The 21,122-nt window shown below is 52.4% G+C and carries 16 protein-coding genes and 1 pseudogene; 9 read left to right on the top strand and 8 right to left on the bottom strand.

From position 1 onward, the window contains the following. Window positions 1-340: 340 nt before the first annotated feature. The 4 genes from H6F76_RS03675 to H6F76_RS03660 all read right to left on the bottom strand — a co-directional run bounded on the left by H6F76_RS03675 (window position 341) and on the right by H6F76_RS03660 (window position 3,349). A complete protein-coding gene (locus tag H6F76_RS03675) occupies window positions 341-1,468 on the bottom strand; it encodes a DUF3616 domain-containing protein (RefSeq protein WP_190506025.1) in 1,128 nt (375 codons plus the stop codon). A 161-nt stretch (window positions 1,469-1,629) separates the two neighbouring features. Further along, window positions 1,630-2,199, bottom strand: a complete 570-nt coding sequence (locus H6F76_RS03670) for a recombinase family protein (protein ID WP_190506023.1) — start codon at window positions 2,197-2,199, stop codon at window positions 1,630-1,632. A 292-nt stretch (window positions 2,200-2,491) separates the two neighbouring features. Continuing rightward, window positions 2,492-2,959 carry a DUF1810 domain-containing protein gene (locus H6F76_RS03665; RefSeq protein WP_242036505.1) on the bottom strand — a complete coding sequence of 156 codons (468 nt, stop codon included), beginning with the start codon at window positions 2,957-2,959 and terminating at the stop codon, window positions 2,492-2,494. Between the two features lie 54 nt (window positions 2,960-3,013). Continuing rightward, the gene (locus H6F76_RS03660) at window positions 3,014-3,349 is read right to left on the bottom strand and encodes a DUF962 domain-containing protein (RefSeq protein ID WP_190506021.1); all 336 of its coding nucleotides are present in this window, start codon (window positions 3,347-3,349) and stop codon (window positions 3,014-3,016) included. Between the two features lie 313 nt (window positions 3,350-3,662). On the opposite strand from H6F76_RS03660, the gene H6F76_RS03655 reads away from it, so the two are divergent. The 4 genes from H6F76_RS03655 to H6F76_RS03640 all read left to right on the top strand — a co-directional run bounded on the left by H6F76_RS03655 (window position 3,663) and on the right by H6F76_RS03640 (window position 8,874). Beyond that, entirely contained in the window at window positions 3,663-4,721 is a 1,059-nt protein-coding gene (locus tag H6F76_RS03655) for a PDDEXK nuclease domain-containing protein (protein ID WP_190506018.1), read from the top strand. A gap of 202 nt (window positions 4,722-4,923) precedes the next feature. Beyond that, entirely contained in the window at window positions 4,924-5,676 is a 753-nt protein-coding gene (locus H6F76_RS03650) for an AAA family ATPase (protein WP_190506015.1), read from the top strand. After that, entirely contained in the window at window positions 5,676-6,617 is a 942-nt protein-coding gene (locus H6F76_RS30880) for a ParB/RepB/Spo0J family partition protein (protein ID WP_190506013.1), read from the top strand. The genes H6F76_RS03650 and H6F76_RS30880 overlap by 1 nt, the downstream gene beginning before the upstream one ends. A 670-nt stretch (window positions 6,618-7,287) precedes the next feature. Next, on the top strand, window positions 7,288-8,874 hold the full coding sequence (locus H6F76_RS03640) for a hypothetical protein (protein ID WP_190506011.1): 1,587 nt from the start codon (window positions 7,288-7,290) through the stop codon (window positions 8,872-8,874). Window positions 8,875-9,408: 534 nt separating this feature from the next. Here H6F76_RS03640 and H6F76_RS03635 read toward each other — a convergent pair. Both H6F76_RS03635 and H6F76_RS03630 read right to left on the bottom strand, forming a co-directional pair. Continuing rightward, entirely contained in the window at window positions 9,409-9,741 is a 333-nt protein-coding gene (locus H6F76_RS03635; RefSeq protein ID WP_190506010.1) for a hypothetical protein, read from the bottom strand. Between the two features lie 597 nt (window positions 9,742-10,338). Further along, on the bottom strand, window positions 10,339-10,578 hold the full coding sequence (locus H6F76_RS03630) for an EF-hand domain-containing protein (RefSeq protein WP_190506008.1): 240 nt from the start codon (window positions 10,576-10,578) through the stop codon (window positions 10,339-10,341). Between the two features lie 443 nt (window positions 10,579-11,021). On the opposite strand from H6F76_RS03630, the gene H6F76_RS03625 reads away from it, so the two are divergent. Together H6F76_RS03625 and H6F76_RS03620 are read left to right on the top strand one after the other, a co-directional pair. After that, window positions 11,022-13,067 (top strand): hypothetical protein, encoded by a 2,046-nt coding sequence (locus H6F76_RS03625; RefSeq protein WP_190506006.1) that lies wholly within the window; start codon window positions 11,022-11,024, stop codon window positions 13,065-13,067. A gap of 357 nt (window positions 13,068-13,424) precedes the next feature. Continuing rightward, complete coding sequence (locus H6F76_RS03620; RefSeq protein ID WP_190506004.1) at window positions 13,425-15,020, top strand: TAXI family TRAP transporter solute-binding subunit; 1,596 nt, start codon at window positions 13,425-13,427, stop codon at window positions 15,018-15,020. On the opposite strand, the pseudogene H6F76_RS03615 reads toward H6F76_RS03620, so the two are convergent. Further along, a pseudogene (locus tag H6F76_RS03615) lies at window positions 15,017-15,229 on the bottom strand (transporter associated domain-containing protein); the annotation flags it as partial. The gene H6F76_RS03620 and the pseudogene H6F76_RS03615 sit on opposite strands and share 4 nt — an antisense overlap. A gap of 869 nt (window positions 15,230-16,098) precedes the next feature. Here H6F76_RS03615 and H6F76_RS30875 point away from each other — a divergent pair. The 3 genes from H6F76_RS30875 to H6F76_RS03605 all read left to right on the top strand — a co-directional run bounded on the left by H6F76_RS30875 (window position 16,099) and on the right by H6F76_RS03605 (window position 19,850). Continuing rightward, window positions 16,099-16,887: a HEAT repeat domain-containing protein gene (locus H6F76_RS30875; RefSeq protein ID WP_206754326.1), complete on the top strand. Its 789-nt coding sequence runs from the start codon at window positions 16,099-16,101 to the stop codon at window positions 16,885-16,887. Window positions 16,888-17,148: 261 nt separating this feature from the next. Continuing rightward, window positions 17,149-17,283: a hypothetical protein gene (locus H6F76_RS30870; RefSeq protein WP_277881181.1), complete on the top strand. Its 135-nt coding sequence runs from the start codon at window positions 17,149-17,151 to the stop codon at window positions 17,281-17,283. Window positions 17,284-17,390: 107 nt separating this feature from the next. Further along, window positions 17,391-19,850, top strand: coding sequence for a hybrid sensor histidine kinase/response regulator (locus H6F76_RS03605; RefSeq protein ID WP_190505998.1), 2,460 nt, complete (start codon window positions 17,391-17,393; stop codon window positions 19,848-19,850). A gap of 886 nt (window positions 19,851-20,736) precedes the next feature. Here H6F76_RS03605 and H6F76_RS03600 read toward each other — a convergent pair. Beyond that, on the bottom strand, window positions 20,737-20,976 hold the full coding sequence (locus H6F76_RS03600) for an EF-hand domain-containing protein (RefSeq protein WP_190505996.1): 240 nt from the start codon (window positions 20,974-20,976) through the stop codon (window positions 20,737-20,739). Window positions 20,977-21,122 lie beyond the last annotated feature (146 nt).

Below are 21,122 nucleotides of genomic sequence, written 5' to 3'. Positions count from 1 at the left end.
GCTTTCACATACCAGTGCATGACTTGCTGCTCCTTTAAGGCTTGTCTCGGTTTGGTTGCGGCGCTAGCAGCAAGGGACAGTCCGTAGCACCATTCCTCCTTACCAGGCTCAAAAACTCTGCCTACTCAGATCCTGATAGAGCCGAGGCAGGCGAATTCCTTCTAGTCTTCCCAACTATAAGCATCGCGAGCCGCTTGAGGCAGAATCTTTTCGGTGGGTCAATAAAAGCTGACTGCTGCTATCCTGCTCCTACTCATTAACTATTGTAAAAAAGTTAATGGTTGGGAGGGCGGCTAGAAGACTGGCTTGTCTAGCTTGGCAGCCTATTCTGATCAACAGATCAAATCAACGCAAAGACATCGGCCTTAACGCCGCTAGTCCCGACTTGACGACTTGCCGACGCGGAGTCGTAGACCACAAGGATAGAGCGAGTATCGCTGCCATTCGGGCCGAAGAGGGTCATACCTTCGGCATGGTCTTGCCGTTGCTCCTGCCCTTGTCCAAAGGGAATGTTCATGATGGTGTCCAACGCATCACCATCAACCAGACTTTCCCCGCTTGGTTGGGTACCCCCTGACCACCTGAAGAGCATCACAGGGCCATCAAGGTTCATGGTTGGACCGGCTAGAATCAGTAGGTCCGCCTCTTGGACGCACAAGGCACGGATACCGAGTCCGTTTAAGTCAAGGAAATGCTTCCGATAGGGTCGACCACCGGTCCCAATCGGCCGCAGCTTTAAGCTTGAGGGACTCTCTTCCTCAACCTCTAGTTCAAGAATGACCGCCCAACCACGTAGTACAGGACCGCGCAGTCCAAGGAAGATGCGGCTTCCTAACACAGCCAGTCCTTCAATGTCAAAGCCATTATCCTTACCGGGAATCGCTAAGAAGGACTGCAAGTGTTCGTCTTCTGCCAAGGCAGTGGTTAAAGCGTTGCCGGTTTGAGTGCCGTGTAACTGGGCAGCAGTCAGCTGCTTGCCGTTCTGCTCCACCACCTTCTCTAAGGTGTAGGTTTCTTCGGCTACAGGGATACGCGCTAGCAGGAAGCGGTTACCGTCGCGGCTCACCTTTGCTAAGCGCTTGATGCTTTTAGCGCTCGAGTCTTCTGGATCTGGTTTGCTGCGTTTTAGGCTATGAGAGCCGACCAACCAAAGATAGCCATTGTTGTAGTCAAGTCCTTCTATATCTGCCTCTTCAATCTTTTTCCCATCTTTGGAGTCAGAAGGCGGGACGGGAAGTTGAAGATAGTCATGCAGCGCGAATTGTTTGTGCTCACCATACTTGTCAGTACCATCTGTGCCTTCTTGACGAGAAAGGCGCTCTACACTGACTGTTTCATCGTTTGCCACCCAAAGCGTCGGACCAATTTGCACCACGACTGATAACCCATCGTGGAGTTTTTTGCCCTTGCTGAGCTGGTTCAGTTGGGAGTCAAACTCTAGAAGGACACCACTAGTAGAAGTCATCATTACACTCTCTGATTTAGCAGTTTTGGCTCCCGGTCGCTCAAGGGCTAGCGACCGTACCACCGCACAGGCAGCACGAGCAGCTCTGGCAAGCCATGTCTCCACTGAAACAGGGATGGCGCTGTTATCTAGGTTGAGGTCAGAGAAAATTAAGTCTTCTCACCCTAGCATTTCTGCGACACAACCGTCGGAGCAATGTAGCGGTAGTACGTTGGGCGACTAATACCCAAATGGGCACAAATCGCAGTCACAGAACGCTTTGGATCGGTTGCCAACGCTCGTCCAACGTCAATTTGCTGCGATGTGAGCTTGGGCTGCCGTCCACCTTTCCGTCCCCTGGCTCTCGCTGCTTGCAAGCCAGCTTGAGTGCGCTCCCGTATCAAGTTGCGCTCAAACTCTGCCAATGCTCCAAACAGGTGGAAGATTAACTTGCCTCCACTGCTGGTGGTATCAATGCTTTCCTGCAACGAGCGAAACCCAATAGCGCGCTGCTCCAACCCCTCGACCAGAGCCATCAGGTCTTTGAGCGAGCGCCCTAAGCGATCAAGTCGCCAGACCACGAGCGTGTCTCCCTGCCTGGCAAACTCAAGGGCTTCTTTTAACCCAGGGCGATCGACTTTCGCACCGCTCATCTTATCAGAGAAGATTTTTTCGCACCCTGCGGCTTGCAGCGCATCGTGTTGCAACGCCAGGTTTTGGTCGTCGGTCGAGACCCGTTCGTACCCAATGAGCATAAAGGAAGTTCTAAGGTACTGTTATTGTCTCAGAACTCATTAAAACTGGGTGATTCTGATACATAGATTCATTGACAAGTTAATTTACACTCTGGTCAACCTGAAAGTGGGCTTTTGGGTTGTTTCAGGAAAGAGGTGAAAACTGTCAATTAAACGACCGTTTGTTTTACAGGTATAACTGGCACACCTCATGCGCTGCCAACAGTAACGCCCGCCTGATCGCTGCAGCTGCCGTATAAGTCTTGTGCCTGGTTGTCCCCGAGAGTTCACTTCAGAGCCTCACCTTGAAGTCTTATGTATCTTCGCCTGCAGCCTTGAGGAAATGGAGCGTCCGCTTGTCACGCTCGCCCTGAAAGAATTTGTCGAGGAGCTGATCAAAGACCGATCCTACAGGAGATACGGAGGCAAACAAGGTCGCGCAAGACTTTAACTTCATCGCGTCAAGGGTACCAAAAATCGCGTCAGCGGAGCGTCCCTCGACACGAAGAACCGCCTCACAGCACTCGATCAACCGTGGACCAAGCAGAGGGTGGCTCAGGTAGGCCTTCGCTTCCGCGGCGCTCTTGATCGCATAGCGTTTGGCGGTCTGGCTGGACCCGAGACCATCGCACTGCGGAAAGATGTACCACATCCAGTGAGAACGTTTCTGTCCCTGCCTGACCTCGGAGAGTGCACGTTCGTAGGCGTTGGTCTGTGCTTGCACGAAGCGCTGCAGGTCATGCCAGTCGCCCACGTCACTGGCTGGTCTCATGTCTGCCATAAGGGTCTCCTGAGCTTGATCATACAATGCACTTTTTGGCAGTAGGTGTCATAGTTACTCGGCTGACGTCTGCCGATCACCTTTAGACTCAGCGGGTCCATGCACTTTCTGCCACCACCACCTTAACCCTACGAACAGGAAGCGCCAGTCGCTCAAGAATTCTGGCGGCTTACCCTCAAACCCATGCCCTACGAACTGAAACCCCCAACCCACCGTAAACAGCAGCACGGCTAACCACCACCGGCCAGAAACAAGCAACTCGAACCCCAGCAAGGGCATTGAGGCTGCAATCAGCGGTATGCCGATCATGTGGCAGAGACGATTCACCGGGTGTTGGTGGCTCTGCTCATAGTGGGTGATCCACTGCTCCCAAGTTTTTTCGGCCAACATACTTCTCCCCCTCTGTAACGACGTAGAGACTTAAGAGAACAAGACGTACTGCCTTTTTGCTCTGACTTGTCAGCACCTCACTATACTGAATCATAGTTAGGTTTGAGGCAAGGGAGCGATCATCTGAACCGAAGACTTGCTGCTGTAAAACAATCATCGTTTAATTGACACTTCTAACTGGCACATCTTTGTTGTGTACTGTTGATGTACTATTGCGAAGAGAGTGATTCTGATAGCTTGAGGCAGCGACTACTGCTTGTTGTTGTCTAAATACGCCACTAACATCTGTCCATTGTTTAGAGCGGTTCTACGCGTGCCAAAATCTGGCTCTCTGTTTCCGACTGATGATGACTACACGAACTTTTTGCGATCGCTGAAAGAACGGATTCGGCAAGCGCAAATCAGAGCAGCGCTGGCCGTCAATAACGAGTTGATCGTACTTTACTGGCAGATGGGGCGCGAGATTTTAAGCCGGCAGCAGCAGGAAGGTTGGGGCTCGAAGGTCATTGAGCGACTGGCGCAAGACTTAAAGCGGGAATTTCCCGACATGAGCGGCTTTTCACCGCGCAACCTCAAATATATGCGGGCGTTTGCCGAAGCGTATCCTGATGAGCAATTTGTGCAGCGCTACGCTGCACAAATCCCCTGGCGGCATAATCAGGTGCTCCTGGACAAGTTGAAGACGCCTGAACAGCGGCTTTGGTATGCTCAGAAATCGTTTGAGAATGGCTGGAGCCGGGATATGCTGGTGATGCAGATTGAGTCTAACCTTTATACACGTCAGGGTGGAGCCATCACCAATTTTGAGCGTACCCTCCCAGGGCTAGACTCTGACTTGGCTCATCAAATCATTAAGGACCCCTACAACTTTGCTTTCCTCTCTATTACTGAGGAGGCTAAAGAACGGGAGCTAGAGAAGGCTTTGGTGGTACGCATCCGAGAATTTCTCTTAGAGCTAGGTATTGGTTTTGCGTTTGTTGGCAGCCAGTATCGCCTGGAAGTGGAAGGCGATGAATACTTCATTGATCTGCTCTTCTATCACCTGAAGTTGCACTGTTATATCGTGATTGACTTGAAGGTAACCGAGTTCAAACCAGAGTATTCCGGCAAAATGAACTTCTATATCTCAGCGGTCAACCACCTTCTGCGGACTGAGGTGGAAAATCCTACGCTTGGCATTATTCTTTGTCGATCAAAGAAGAAGACAGTCGTTGAATTTGCTCTGGACACCGTGCATAACCCGATCGGTGTCTCTACTTATAAGCTGCGGGATGGACTGCCATCTACCTTACAAGAATGCTTACCAACCGTAGAGCAACTAGAGGTGGAGTTAGAGGCAGCAATTTCTGAGTTAGAGAATAAGCAGGGTTAGTGTTGCAAGGATGATGCTAATCAAGCTGTTTCTCTCGTTTTGGAAGCTGTCTCTGAAAACTTACCGGTGGGGCGGTTCATTCATTAAAGACTGAGTTCAACGGAAACAAAGCTTTTGATGGACCAAGTGCGTCTTGGAAATTACCATCATTCGTCCAGACAAACTCGCTGTACACTAGCTCTGTACGTGATTAACTCAGCATGTGACCAACGTCATCTCGCTCTTTAACCAAGCTGGGGGCACTGGCAAGACAACTCTTGCCATGAACTTGGGGTACTCTTTGGCTCAGCGAGGGCATCGAGTTCTACTCGTAGATATGGATCCGCAGTCCTCCCTAACCGTCTTTATGGGCTTACAGCCGCATGAACTGGAGAACACGATCGCTCAAAGCATTTTAGACCGGGCACCTCTACCTATTCTGCATAGCATTCATCAGATGGACTTAGTGCCTAGCAACCTAACGTTGAGTGCAGCCGATGTCAGGTTAGCGACCGCGATCGCGAAAGAAACCCGTCTTAAGAAGGCGCTCGCCCCAGTTGAGCAGAACTTTGATTTTGTGTTGATCGACTGCCCACCAACACTGGGGGTGTTAAGTATTCTCTCACTGGTGGCATCGACCCATATCCTGATTCCGATGCAGACGCAATATAAAAGCTTTGTGGGTCTGGATCTGCTGTTAGGGACAATCAATGAGCTTCAACAGGAAGGGGTTGCATCAGACCTAAAGGTTGCTGGGGTCATTCCTAATCTGCATGATCGTACGGCACAAGGAAAAGAGATCCTACAGGCTGTGACGGAGCAATTTAGCGGTGTTGCACCTGTTTTTCTGCCCATTCCACGGGCTGTTGCCTTTGCTGATGCCTCTATGCAACACCTACCTTTGGGGCTATATGACCCCAAACATCCTGCCCTCGCAGTCCTGACTGCTGTTACTCAAAGCTTGGAGTCTCTATAGTGCCACCACGTAAAACTGCACTCAAACCGCAGCTTCGCAATGTTGCAGCGCTTCTCAACCGCGAGGCGCCCGCTGAGGCTGAACAAGTTGAGCAGTCGTCTCAATCTGCTTCACTTGATAAAATCCATCTGCCTACAAAGCAGCCTCGTCGCTTTTTCGATGCTGACAAGCTGGCTCAACTGATTGCATCGGTTAAGGAGCATGGCATTCTAGAGCCACTTCTCGTTCGCCCTCTAAAGGATGGGGAGTATGAACTGGTTGCAGGAGAGCGTCGGTTGCGGGCAGCTCGTGAAGTGGGGCTAGAAGCAGTTCCGATCGTTGTGCGTGGGTTGGACGATCGACAAGCGATTCAGGTTGCGTTGATCGAGAATTTGCAGCGGGAAGACCTGAATCCGGTGGAAGAAACAGATGCGGTGTTAGATTTACTGGCGATTAGTCTAGAGACAACGAGAGAGGAAGTGACTTCGTTGTTTTATCAGGCGCATCGGGCAAAACATCGCGGTCAGGCATTGGGACAAAACGTTTTGTCCCAATTGGAAACTGTTCAAAATGTGATGGCAGGAGTGGGTCGGTTTAGCATTGACAGCTTTCGTTCTAGCCGCTTGCCGCTGCTAAATTTGCCGGAAAATGTGCTGAATGTTCTCCGCCAGGGGAAGCTGGAATATACCAAGGCACAGGCGATCGCCCGTGTAAAAGATGAGGGGCAGCGGTCTAAGTTGCTCAAGCAGGCAATTACTAAAAACCTATCGCTGAATGAGATTAAAGCAGCGATTAAAGAACTCGCGCCAGCAGTAGAGCCGACACATGAGAAAGTGCTGGTTGAGCGATTGGGTGAGATTGGCAAGCGGTTGCGGAAGAGTGAAACCTGGGGCGATCGCAAGAAACGCGAGCGAATTACTAAACTATTGACCGAATTAGATCAATTAACGACTGAGATTTGATCGGATGTCCAGGGAATCCTAGATAGCGAGCCCAACCTAGTGTCTAAGTAGGCTAATGGGGCTTGCTCTTTTAACCTGCTTACAAGGGGTTAAATTGTTCCTTGCGACGTTCATCTACCTGCTCTGACATGATGGCAACAAATCATCAATCTGCAAAATTGGCTGGTGGAGTACTTTATGTGCCACTAGCAGATGGCAAGTGTCGCGTTGGTACAGTGCCGGTAAACGTGCCTGGAAAGCTTTGCGGAAGTATAAGTTGCTAAGTAAGCAGACGTGCAAGCGACTAACAAACTAAAATTGCCGCTGTGTAAGGCTTTGAGCGCTTGTGCCAATTGGCGTCTAGTCCAGCACCGGCAGCACTAGTTGAGCGTTCGCCATGCTGATTCAATGAGTACCTTAGAACCAATAGAGACAGAACCAATCCGGTTAGAGCGATCGGGTACTTTTTTGCCCTCTGAACCGTAAGTGGGGGTGAGTCACATTGGATGCTGTTGGCGCATGGGCTACAGGTAGGATGACAAAAAGGTGACCAACGCTAAAAGGTCTGCTTTTTCGTTCCTACCCAGCTTTATCGTCTCCTTGTCGGAGCGGTTATCATAGATGCGCCAGCCGCAGCAGTGACGGTCCATCAGCGCTGCTGCCACAGAACAGCCAAAACAGAGGGTGAAAGATGCTGCATTACAAGGTTTTGGCGCTCACTGCAGTGGTCTCCCTCGCCAACGCCGCCTGTACCTTTTCCCTCAAGCCCTTACAAAGCGCCAACATTGATCCGCAGGCGATCTATGCACAAAATACAGGCAAACGCATTACTCAAGCAAAGGTGCTAGCTCAGGTTGCTGTGGGCTATGAAAAGCTGGGGCAGCAGGATATGGCTGCGAAGTTACTGTCTCCAGCCATGCAAACCGCCAAAGTCAACTCATCTATTCACTATCAGACTGAAATGTGGGGTGAGGTTGGTGCCAGTTACGTAAAAATGGGTCGCTACAATGACGCACTTCAAGCTGCTCAAGCACTGGCAACGCAGAAGTACCAAGGTTCAGCTGATGGAGACGTGGCACTTGCTTTAGATCGAATTATCAGAGAGTTAGTAGCCGCAAAACAACTTGATAAAGCCACTCAGGTGGCTCAACTAATTTCATCATCTTCTTCTATAACTTCATATGTAGTTGAGGTGGGAGAAGAATATGAAATTAGCCAACCGATGGCACTCACCAGACTTGCAGGTGAATACACGAAGGCAGGACAAAGGGAGAAGGCGTTGAAGGTATTGGATCAAGCCCTTCAACAGAGGACTGATCTTGCTGCGATCGCCCTTGCCTATGCAGCAGTCGGACAGCAAAACCAAGCCTTGCAGTTTTTGTCCCAAGCCACTCGGATCGATACCGACGAACATACCTCCCTCTATAGCAATGACTTTATCAAAGCGGCTGTTGCCTATGCAGCAATGGGACAAAAGGACCAAGCCTTGCAGCTTCTTGCTCAAATCAAAGAGAAGGTGAAGCAACAAGAAGCGTCTAATCCGATGGGAGGTCACTATCTACACAGGGTCATGATGGAAATTGCGGTTGGCTATGCTGAAATTGGCGAGTATCATCAAGCCCTTCAGTTCGCCAAAACCATTCAACCCTCTAAGGATCTCGCTGAGGAAGCGGGTAGAACCCCGGGCGGGCTGATTAGTGGCAGCACTAGTAATGAAGTCTTTGTCTTTACCCAGCTTGCTGGTCGGTTTGCGGAAGCCAAGCAATACAACCTGGCACTGCAAGCCATCCAAGCGATTAAAGGGGAAGGGAACATAGCAGTAGCTAAGGCTAAACTCGCCGTTGAGTATGCCAGGGCAAAACAGTATGACCGGGCGTTTCAGCTGCTGCGCCAATCTAAACAACTTACCGTCTACGGAGCCTTGCCTCAAGTGGTTGAGGCAGTGGTACGAGCGGAGCGGGGAGATCGGGCTGTCCAGCTACTGACTCAAGCGCTTGAAGTCGCCGGTACTCCAGACAAACCGCTGATTCTTAGAGATGCGAGGAAAGACCTTGCTTTGGCGGCGATCGCCAAGGGGTATGCCGAAATCGGGCAACGGGAACAAGCCCAGCCCTTACTGGCACAAGCCCGTCAGATTGCGGCACAAATCCATGGAGAGGCAGAAAAGGCAGTGGCCTTAGCGACGATCGCCAGCGGGTATGCCGCCCGCGGGCAACGGGAACAAGCCGAGCCCTTACTGGCACAAGCGCGCCAAATTGGTGAAGGCATTAATCGCTAACGTATCGTCAAGACCGTTAGCAAGCAAAAACTGAATCACGCTAGTTTTACGTGCGCTGTCGTTTTGCAAGCTTCGCCGGAGTGCTCACGTCGTGGCTCGCATGACAGCAACGGCCGCCGCCCCTAGCGCTCGTTCTGCAGTCGTTACTGTCACTAGCTGTAGTGCTTAGCAGCGACTGGGGTGCAGCCGACACAACATGTGGTCCAACCTGGTTTGCTTGCTCCGGGTAGGGCTGCCGCCATCCCTGTCGCTCAACACACCGAGGGCCATCAGGCTGAGAGCAGTCAGCCAAAAGACAGTCTTGAACATCGTTTTTGCCATACCAGTGCTCAGCGTTGACTCAAGTGGCCTTGGGGCACACTCAGCCTGCCAGCCTAGTCCGAGAGTCACCCTGCTGTACTTTACAACAGCGCCCGGTCGCGGGCACCGAGCTTGCGTGTGCAAACAAGAGGCAAACCGCTCCACCCAAGCTTAGGTTAACGACCGTTCACCCTGGCATGGCCAAGCAGGGGGCTCTCTCTAGAGCCGCTACCACTAGGTCAGGTTGGTGGTCTGTCTGGCGGCACCGATCGCTTTGGCCACTTCAAGACCGTTTTCTTCAAGAATGATGATGGGCTCCAAGCCAGTCTTGAGCTCAAGGCGCTTGACCAACACTGGCCCATTGGCAAGACGTTGCCCTACCGGACGATGACGACTGCTGGCTTCATTGGGTGCTTTAACGATCACGTGAGCCACGCTGCCGACCACAACCACACCACTGACTTCTACCGCGTTCGCGAGGCTGGCTACTGGTAACGGTGGGAGTGGGCTAAGCAACGGTGTGCTTGGCTGGGGCGATGGCGTGATGCGCTTCGGCTTCAAAGCCATCAGGCGGGTGCGAGGCTGAGTCAGTGGGTGTCGTTTGTGCCAGTTTGAGGGGGGTCCAAAGCACTGGCAGCGATCGCTTAGTTAGTAGGGCTTATGCATTGAGCGATTGTTTGTATGCATACTACTTGTTCGTCGCTTCATTGAGACTTCACGACAACCGTAGGTATTTTTCTACTGACTTGAGAATTGTGTAGTGAGTCCTGACTTGGTCTAGCAATGAAAGCTTTCGACTCTGACACTTTGAGGCTGTAAGGCGCACGAAGAGAGCCAATCGCGGTAGACTAACGCTTCGTCTTGAGATTCAAACACTGGCGTGCTCAGAAAGGGTAAGTGGGCGAGCGTGCAGGAGCGCACAAGGTAGAGGGAGACCCCCCACTGTAAGTACCAAAAGCGTTTTTGCATGGGTTTACCGAGAGCAACAGGGATGGAACAAACACGCCGTGATCATCCACTGCGATCCAAGGTCTTTCGGGAAGCTTTTTGCTCAATCACCACTGGGGGTAGAAAATCGGCTGTAGCCGCTACTGTTCACCCCTAATGGTTATGTGGGTGCCAGTTTTAGTTCTGCAAGCGCCTTTGGTTTGAGGCAATGTTTTTTTACTGCCAAGTTAAATTATTTGCTTCCGCAACGGCTTGCCTTAACTCTGCAAAGGTAAGCTTGCCGTCTTTGTCTGTATCGTGCTTTGCTAGTAACGCCTGTGGGCTACGGGTATCGGTTTCGGCTTCGAGGACTGCACTTAAGCCAGGACTTAAGAACAGCTCACTAAGGGAGACTTTGCCATCTTCATCGCGATCTAAGGTCTTAAAAAGAGCTTGAAGCTCTTGCTCGGTTGCCATCGGTTTCTACCTGAATTAATGGTTCAATTTCACATCTTATGCATAGATTACCAAACAAAACGGAGAGCCGATTGAGGCCACTCATCAAGCTCGCCTCAGGCGAGACGCAAGCGCACTTTGTCTGCCTGTGCGGGTTTCTATGAGTCGACAGCGACATTGGCGAGTGACGACAGCTAGCAACCCTGCTACCCCAGCCGCTCATGCCTGTCGTGACAACTATGATCGAAACTGAAAACTCTGTGAGTCCCTTAGCCGAGCTGGAGGTTTACCCGATTCAATGAGGTGAGTTCCAGCCTCTCTACCAGTCGTAGAAGCGGCACACCGTGACCGAAATCACTCAGGTCTCCGTGGAATCTAGGAACAGTCTTCCACTGCGACACCTGCATGAAATTTTCGCTTTCTGATCACAACAAAATTCGCGTTTTGAACCTTGAGAGTGGTGCATGAAATTGATGGTTAGCCAAGCCTTGCTAGCGGGGTTGATGAGTGGTGCGCTTACCTCTGCCACGATGGCTGCGGAGTTGCGCCCTGTGCTCAAGGCTCAGCAAGCTCCGACACCCACTCTTCCAGCCAAAGCTTGGGAGCGCCCAACCTTGCGCCTTACTTTGCCAACGACTGCGACTCAAGTTAAGTTTAGCCAGGATGGTGAACATCTACTCACGACTGATGCCACAAGGCAGACTGCTGCACTCTGGAACTTGACCACTGGGCAGAAACAGGCAATAGTTCCCGCCAAAGCTGGCTTTGCTTTCTGCGATGTCGCGCTGAGTGCCGATGGACAATTTGCGGCAGCACTGTTGTATGCCCGTGAGGCTTCAAGCGTACCCACAAAGCGCAAAATCGAACTCAACGTCTGGAACCCCAAAACTGGGCAAGCTCGGTGGACCAGCCCGATTCGGGATCATATGATTCAGGGGAATCAAACGACTGCATGTCAAGTTGAATTTAGTCCCAATAGTCAAAGCCTAGCAACCAGCGTCAGCGGTCTTACCTTCCAGTCTCAGCCTGGTGTGCGCTTATGGAGTGCCGTGCAGGGAAAGCTGCAAGCTGTGACCAGCTCAAGCGTTGCAGCCATCGGCAACTTAACGTTTAGTCGCGATAGTTCGATGTTAGGATTTTCCACGCTGGTGGACAACCAAGCTCAAGTGCACCTCTGGCATTTGAACGATCGTAAAATTCAAGCCATCCTCAAAGTTGGCGAAGGCAAGTCTCCTTTGGGGATTTTAGCGGTTCAATTCACCGCGGATCAGCAAGATATCATCGCCTATACCAATGATGGACTCTTCAGCAAGCTCTACCGCTGGCAGGCTAAAACGGGCAAGCTCAAAGGTACAGCAGCTCTTAGCCCTGATCGAACTGATCGGTTTTTAGGACTCAGCCCCGATAGTGAAACCTATGTTTACGGGGGAGACGTGACGGGCTTTCACATTGGAAATTTGCGAAGTAACGGAAGCTTAGCTTTTCCTCAAGGGCTGCAACCTGACTCCTCAGTCTCAAAGGTCGTTTTTAGTCCTGATGGGCAGCAAATGGCGATTGTCAATGCCCAAACGATCATGATTCTTCAGTCTCAGCCGTCCACGCTTCCGCCTGTGTCCGATGCTCTGACGAGCCAAATTGCTGAGCTTGCCGCCCTTGCTGCTGCTCCTGATGCGAACAAAACAGAAGTCATCCAGAGTCTCAATCGCTGGCTAGTGAAAAGAGTCGATCGTCGAAGCGATTACAATCCTGAAGACTGGCCCGTCAAACTGGAATCACTGTTGAGAGACCTTCCGACTCAACCGCAGCCGCATCAAAAGGCGCAACTGATCAAGGTGTTAGATCAAGTCACGGCTCAGATCGAGCGCATTCGCGATTTACAACAGCAGATCGTACTGCTGTCAAACTTGCCACGCTACTATCAACAACTTGGTGCCTCGGATCGCACCACAACCACCCTCACTCGTGCCATGCAATTGAGCTTGAAGCAGCCCAATGCACTCGACCGCGCGATGAACATAGGCGCACTTTTGACCACCGCTTCCCAACTGCACCAGACAGCAAGCATTGCACCCTTTCTCAGTGCGATTGAAGCTGCGCTCGTGCCACTGATGCGTCCGGGTCAGGTCGGTCGAGACCCGCTTCTTCGTTTGGCGCAGGCCTATGCGGACACTCAACAACCCACGAAGGCGTTACGACTGCTTGATCGTGTGGCAGTCTTCTCGCCTTCAAGGGGTGGCGATCCTGTTCTGGCTCGTCTGTATCTCCAGCTCAAACGACTCGACCAAGCCACGCCTTATCTCAAGGCGCTGGTCAAACAGCCCGAACTGCTGGTTGAGGATTCAAGCTATGCACTCCTCGCTGCCGCCACCGACAAACTGAAACATCCGCTGGCGCAACAGATTTTTAACCAGGGCTGGAAGTTCGCCAACCGCAGCTTGTTCTATACCCAAGAAGCTTTTGTCAACGACTATCTCAAAGCTGGTGGTAATCCGAGCCGCGTCAGAAAGTAACCTAAACTGACCCTTTGCTGAGGCAAGGACTACTCAGATAGATACCGCAGCTATTTAGTTTAAGCGGGTTGCCCTGACTAAGGCGATTGCTAGCAGAGTTGGTGTTGCAATTGCCAAAACAAAGCCACTGAGCCATGAGTTAAGGCAGCGTGCCAGCAGCTCATGGTATGCATGACAAGCACCCGATGGTTGAGGCGCCGTGTGCCAGGAAACTGGCAAGCACGGTTTTGTAGCAGAGGGTAGGGCAGCGATGTCCTACTCCACATCTGAACCCCTACCAGAGGCAGCAGAGCGTGTCTGGGTTGTTTGGGCGCTAGTCTTAAAATAACTTCATTACCGATACCGACAGGGAATCTGATGCTTCAGCACGCTGCTGCACCTTTTGTTAAACGCTTCTCAACTCGCCGCTGGAAGCAACTGCCTGGGTGGGTCGGTCACCCCAAAACACTGGTCTTGGTTGCCACCAGTCTCATCGGTGGCTGTGGGGTTTCCCTGCTGAGTAGCTGTAGCACGCAGCCAAACAAGGTCACGCTCTCCAGTGGCATTGCTGGCGGATTTTACGCTCGGTTGGGCGAACAGGTGCGTCAAGCTGCTACCACCACCGTTGACCTAACGGTGCAGAACCTTGAATCGAAGGGGTCGGCACAAAACCTCCAGCGGTTGCTTGATCGCCAGGTAGACTTTGCTTTAGTGCAACTAGACCTGGCTCAGAAACCAATGGAGCAGGGCAAGATTCAGGCAGTCGCCCTCCTGTCGAACGAGAGTGTGCACGTCATCGCCCGCAAAGACGCTGGTTTCCGCACGTTTGCCGATCTGCAGGGCAAGCGGGTGGCGATCGGTGCCCCTGGTAGCGGTATTCGCTTCACTGCCAACCAACTCATCCAGGCAAATGGGCTAAAGCTGCAAGCCGATGACTCCGGGTTTGACGCAGCCTTCCAAAAATTGCAGCGGCGGCAGGTCGAGGCGCTGCTTTATGTGGGCAGTGTGGGAGCCAGTCAACGGCTGCGGCAGCAGTTAGCGACGACTCCTAATGTCACCATTCTGCCGCTCCAGCCTGAGTTGATCAATCATCTGATGGCGCAAGCGCCTGGTTCTTACCAGCCTGCAACCTTGCCCCTTGGTATCTATACCGCCCGTCCGCCGATCCCCGAGCGCGATGTGACAACCCTCTCGACGGCAACGGTGTTGGTCACGCGTCCCGATGTGAGCCAGCAAACAGTAGGGCTAGTCACCTGGGCGATTGTTGACACCGCCCGCACTTATTCCCCGTTTTATCCAGACCTGCAAAATGGCGAGGAAGCAACCTTGCTGCGAAAGGGCCTGTTCTACATTCACCCCGCGGCACAGACTGTCTTCGAGCAGGGCGATCCGCGTGCAGCACTCATTCGCTACTGGGAAAACAATGGTGATCTCCAAGCGGGGGTATTCCTTGTGGGCACCAGCAGCCTGGTTGGGTTTCTGTTTCAACGGTGGCGCCAAGCGCGATCGTTGAAGCTAGTCACCACCACGACTAACCGCATCAATGAACTCCAAACGCTGCTGGCGGCTGATCCTGAACAAGCTTTGCGGGACATTGAAGCACTACGCCAGGAGCACCGCCTGCGGTTTATTGATGGTGCCATTACCAGCGATATGTATGAGCAACTCCAACAAAAAACGCAAACGTTTGCCGAGCAATGCCGCAACCTGTTGGAAAAGCAGCGCAAGCAGTTTGTGATGGATACCCTGTTGCTGCTAGACGAATGGCAGGCAATGCTCCAAACCGATCCAGCCACTGCAATGCAAAAGTTAAGCCAGATTAAGCAGCAGTATCGGGAGATGCTGCTGGCAAATCAGGTTGATCTTGAAGCGTATGTCGAACTGATGGAATTGACGCTGATGTCGGTGATGACGCTGGTGCCTCAGGGGACTCACGCTCGCAATAACTCTACTCCACCAAGGCGCGATCACTAAAAACAAAAGACCAGACCGATCATCAGGAACCGGCTGCGGCTTCCAGTGTCTGAGTCTAGCTGGTTTACGGCTGCTGCCGCCTCTGAAGCGATGGGCGTGACCAAAACCTGATCGACCCGCGTCCCGTCCATGTCTACGACTTCAAACCGGAAGCCCACCGCATTAAAGTGATTGCCCGAGGTTGGCATGTGTCTCAGCATGGCCATGACAAAGCCACCTAAGCAAGGCTTTTCAAATCGCCTTCGCTGGCGCGGCCACTAAGGGAGTTTGACCGGAAGCAGCGTTGCACTGGTGACACGAGGCTTTTTAGCTTTGGACTGCCTTTGAACTTCATCACCATTCAGTGATAGTCTGCAACACCGATTGCCTCGTTTTAATTAGCTCCGACACACACGCTGAAAGACCGCTTCTGCTGTTGGCTAGTTGCGGGTGGCAACAACGGCACCAGCCAGTGCCGCCTGAGGGGCGTGCACCCCAGAGCCGGTCGTGTTTCGGTAGCTAGCCGCCCTCTGAGTGCACAGCCGACCACTCTAGAACGTGCCGTGTGCTGTAAAGCGACGATGAAGCCAGATGAAGCTTGCATAAGAAGCGAGCGCTGCCACCGCCTTGACCCTGTCACTGGTGCTCAAAGTTTGTACATTGTAGGGGTAGCCACGCACCGCACTAACACAGCCGCTCACTGCCACTGGTGCCGTTCGAGCCCGTGCTTTGCAGCCAGCCTGCGGCTGCAAAGCGCCCCTGACCAAGCTGATGGTGAATTCTGATGACGCTGAAAGGGCGACCCGCCTTCGTTGCTGCCTTGAACCTGGGGCGTTGTGTGACGTTACTCGCGCTCCTGCTTGGCAGTAGTAGTTGTGCCTTTGTACCGCTGCAACGGCAAGGTGATCGCGGCGACTGCACCGATGTAAGAGATGGGGTCGGTGAGAAAGAACTCCATCGGCTCAGGACGGATCCAGGCCTTGCGACCGCTCGGCTTGAAAGGGGGCTCCAGAGTTGGGACGGTACAACACGCTATCAAGCACTGCATGTGCTGCTCACGCGAGTCGAGCCCCAGGCCCTCTTGAGTCCGCTTTTGACCATGGTGCAAGATGACGATCCGCGGGTCCGCGCCACGAGCGTGGGCGGACTGGCTACAGCCGTGGCAGCGCAAGCCACACTCAGTCCGCAGCTGCTCCCCCTCATCACGCAAGCCCGGCAGGATCAAGATCCAGGCGTGCGTGCCGCTAGTTTTAATGGGCTCGCCGCGGTGGCGCTACAGCAAAAGACCTTCCGGCCGCAAGTCCTCCCTTTGTTCAAGCAGGGCTTGCAGGACCGCAGCGCTTGCGTCCGTGCTACCGCGGCTGATTCGCTCCAATCTCTGTTCTGGGAGTCAGTACCGACACGGCACGAGTTAAAACCACTGCTGCCAGACTTGCTGACCATGGCCGCCAGCGATGCCAGTGCTTGGGCGCGTAGCCATGCGCTCATGAGTTTAGGTCCCGCCAGTGTTAATGCCGCCGAAAGCGTAGCTGTAATCGTGAGGGTGGTGCAGCAGGAGCCTGATGCCGGGCTGCGTGCGGTCGCGTTGCATGCCTTGCGCTATCATCGGGCCGCCGAGCCAGAAGCGACGCAAGCCATCCTGGCTGCCATGAACGACCCCAATGCGTGGGTGCGGCAGTCAGCTGTCAACAGCTTGCTGAGCATCGAACCAAACCCTTTAAGGCACCGTAGCCAGGCCCAGCAGTTGTCAAACCAAGGGTTGCAAACGGCCATTTGGGAATTGAAGCAGTGGGCAAAAAACCCAGAGGTGGGGGAGTGGTCAAAAACGGCGATCCCACCGCTTCTCGAGACGCTCATGGCAGAACAACGTGCACGCTGGCACCCCTAAGGACTGCTGCCACTGGCTGGCTGCGGTTGGCTCGGTCAGACAGTTCCTTACAACGGCACCCTTGCCTTTGATGGTGGCAGCACCGAACCGTTCGTGGTGGAGCTGACGGTCGATCAAACTTTGATTAGTGCTGGTGATACCTTTCGCCGCGTGATTCTAACCCAAAGGGTCTGGCAACGCTGCGTGTCCAAAAGGACCCTTGATCCTGCAGCAGTAGCAAGCTTGAGTCGGCTGACTACTGCATCAAGCAATAGAGGTTTTGTGCCTCACCCTGAAAACGGTTGGTTAGCTGCGGGTGGCAGCAACGGGGCAAGGGGGCAGAAAAGGGAAAGAGCGGCGGTGGAAGGCTTTGAGCACTTGTGCCAGTTGGCTGCTGGTTCAGCATCGGCAGCATAAGCTAATCGCTAGCCATGCTGATCAAGGGGCACCTTAGAACCAACAGAGACAGCACCAGCCCGTCTGGGTACTCTAGAGGGGAATCTGATCTCGCAACTGCATTTTCAATGATCAAACGCCCCCCAGCCAACAGAACGAAGGGCTTGCCGCTGCAACTCGTTCTGGTTGTTCCCTTTATTGTGCAAATCTTTGGAGCAGTCAGTTTGGTGGGCTATCTATCCTTTCAGAATGGACAAAAAGCTGTAAACGACCTGGCAGACCAGTTGATTAACCGCGACAGCGCTTTAGTTGACCAGCATTTGGATGCCTATCTCTCCCTCCCTCAGAAGTTAGTGCAAACCAATGCTGATGCCATTGAGCTGGGCTTGCTGGATGTGCGGGATCGTCAAACGGCCGGCAAAGCTTTCTGGAAGCAAATGCAGACGTATGACCTGACCTTCCTTGGCTACGGACTCACGACTGGCGAAGGCGTAGGGGCAATCCGTTATGATGGCAAAACGCTGACCATCGACGACTGGAGCGCTCAGCTGCCCCAGAACGCTGACACTTACGCTACAGACAACCAGGGCAATCGTACCCGGGTCGTCAGCCGTTACGATTACAATAATTTCACCGAAAGCTGGTACACCGAACCGCTTAAAGTCGGCAAGTCTACCTGGTCACGCGTCTATACCTGGAATTCCCCCAATGGGCCTTACATTGCTGCTTCTGCGGGTCGTCCGATCTATAATGCTCAGAAGCGATTGTTGGGCGTGTTTGGTGCCGATATCCATCTCTTAAAGTTGAGTGATTATCTACGCAGCTTATCGGTCAGCCGCACCGGGCAGGTGTTTATTGTCGAGCGGAATGGTCTGTTGATTGCGAATTCTGGTACAAAGCAACCCTTTACTTCGGTTAAAGACGAGATTCAACGCTTGCAGGCGAGCGACAGCCCTGATCCAACCGTTCAGGGGATTGCTCAACAGCTTCAGACAACCTTCAAGGGGTTTCAGACGGTTCGCGAAGCGAAAGTGCTGCAGCTTGATCTACAGGGAAAACGGTATTTTGTGCAGGTTACCCCCTGGCGCGACCCATACGGCTTGGACTGGTTGGTGGTGGTCAGCGTGCCGGATGATACCTTTATGGCACAGATTAACGCCAACAGACACACCACAATCTTGCTCTGTATAGCAGCTTTGGGGGGCGCAGTGGTGCTGGGTCTGTTCACGTCTCGTTGGATTGCGCGTCCGATTCTGCGGCTCAATGAGGCCAGTGAGTCGATTGCGTCTGGTCGTTTAGAGCAGACTGTAGAAGACAGCAGCATTCAAGAACTGAATACGCTTGCCCACTCCTTTAATCACATGGCAGTGCAACTGGACGAATCATTTACAACACTGCAAGAAGCTGTGGCCCAAGCAGAACGAGCCAACCAGGCAAAAAGTGAATTTCTGACCAATATGAGCCACGAAATTCGTACTCCCATGAATGCCATCTTGGGTTTTACCCAATTGTTAGAGGGGACACCCCTTGATCGGGAACAGCAGAGTTACATTCAGTCCATCACCCACGGTGGTAACAATCTCTTAGTCATTATTAACGACATTCTCGATCTAGCTCAATTAGAAGCTGGAGCCTTAAAATTAAGTGCCACCCAATTTGCACTTCGAGCGGTCATTCAAGACTTGATGCAACTCTTTCAGCCTCAAGCAGAAGCAAAAGGATTGTGCCTGAGCGTAGTGCTGGCACCAGAGTTGCCTGAGTGGTTCATTGGTCCCGTTGAGCGGCTGCAACAAGTATTAATCAACCTGATACGCAATGCGATTAAGTTCACAACCGTCGGCGCAGTCGTACTCAGTGTGAAGCGAGTCGAGCCAGCGAAGGCACCGTCACAAGTGACATTGCATTTTAGTGTACAAGATACTGGGATTGGCCTGGCCCAGGCCGATCAAGCACACATCTTTGCCCCCTTTACGCAAGTCGAAACCTCTGCAAACCGGCAGTATGAGGGCACGGGACTAGGACTGGCGATCTGTCGCAAAATTGTGGGTTTGTTGGAGGGCGAAATCGGGGTAGTGAGCACGCTCGGTCAAGGCTCGACCTTCTGGTTTACAGCCGCTTTAGAGCCACAGCCTTTAGCAGCAGCGCTCCCAACTCCTAAGGCGTCCCATGTCAGTGCCACTGCTACGCCAACGGTTCGTCTTTTGGTGGTCGAAGATTCAGCGCTCAATCAAATGCTCATGCTCAAGATGTTACAGAGATTAGGCTATCAGGCTGATCTGGTCAGCAATGGACAAGAGGCTTTAGAGCAATGCGCTCAGCACTTCTATGACATTGTGTTAATGGATTGCCAGATGCCGATCATGGATGGCTATGTCGCCACCAAGCAATTGCGCCAGCGCTATCAGCAGCAACGCCAGCCGATCATCATTGGGGTTACCGCCAATGCCATGGTCGGTGACCGGGAAAAATGCCTCGCCGCTGGGATGGATGCTTACCTTAGTAAGCCTGTGAAGCTGCCTGAGCTGAATCAGCTTTTGGCACACTGGGTGCACTCACGGACGGCTTCAGGAAGCGTCGGAGGGGGTTAATGGCTACGAGACTAACGTCTAAGCTTAGACCCAGCGAGCGTGTAGGCAAGTTGTCGAGCGGCTTGGAGGGGTATAACACCGTGCCTGACAATCAAGTACCACAGCGCCTGAAAGCTCTTCTTAGCCTAACTTTCAGACTGTGATCTTGCGCTTTTGCTCAAAGTTGAGGCACAGTAGCAGCGACGCAAACGTTGAGGAGCAGAGTGATTGATCACTTCTGCTCCTTAGCTTGTGAAGCTTGTACCGTTGCGGGTGGCAGCAACCATACAACCATACAACCATACAAAAAGCTGAAACTGCTACTGCCTAGGGTTTTCGTCGTTTGTGCCAGTTTGAGGGTAGTCCAAAGCACTAGCAGCGATCGCTGAGTCAGCAAAGCTTATGAATTGAGAGACTGTTTGTAGGCGTACTATTTGCTCGTCGCTTCATTGAGACTTCACGACAACTGTCGGTCTTTTTCTACTGGCTTGAGAATTGTGTAGTGAGTCCTGACTTGGTCTAGCAATGAAAGCTTTCAACTCTGACACTTTGAGGCTGTAAGGCGCACGAAGAGAGCCAATCGCGGTAGACTAACGCTTCGTCTTGAGATTCAAACACTGGCGTGCTCAGAAAGGGTAAGTGGGCGAGCGTGCAGGAGCGCACAAGATAGAGAGAGACGCCCCACTGTAAGTACCAAAAGCGTTTTTGCATGGGTTTACCGAGATTCAACAGGGATGGAACAAACACGCCGTGATCATCCACTGCGATCCAAGGTCTTTCGGGAAGCTTTTTGATCAATCACCACTAGGGGTGGAAAATCGGCTACAGCCGCTACTGTTCACCTATAGTGGTTGTGTGGGTGCCAGTTTTAGTTCTGCAATCGCCTTTGGTTTGGGGCAACATTTTTTTACTGCCAGGTTAAATTATTTGCTTCCGCAACGGCTTGCCTTAACTCTGCAAAGGTAAGCTTGCCGTCTTTGTCTGTATCGTGCTTTGCTAGTAACGCCTGTGGGCTACGGGTATCAGTTTCGGCTTCGAGGACTGCACTTAAGCCAGGACTTAAGAACAGCTCACTAAGGGAGACTTTGCCGTCTTCATCGCGATCTAAGCTATTAAAAAGAGCTTGAAGCTCTTGCTCGGTTGCCATCGGTTTCTACCTGCATTAATGGTTCAATTTCACATCTCATGCATAGATTACCAAACAAAAGAGACTGCTTTCTAGACTAAGAAAAAGCTACGCCTAGTAATGTTTCTAGCCACTGTTTAACTTTTGGGGTTAGTTGCAGAGCCCGC

Source organism: Leptolyngbya sp. FACHB-321, assembly GCF_014695975.1.
Classification (GTDB): Bacteria; Cyanobacteriota; Cyanobacteriia; order Leptolyngbyales; family Leptolyngbyaceae; genus Stenomitos.
The sequence above is the reverse complement of the archived record's forward strand: the minus strand, read 5'-3'. Positions and strand labels throughout refer to the sequence as shown.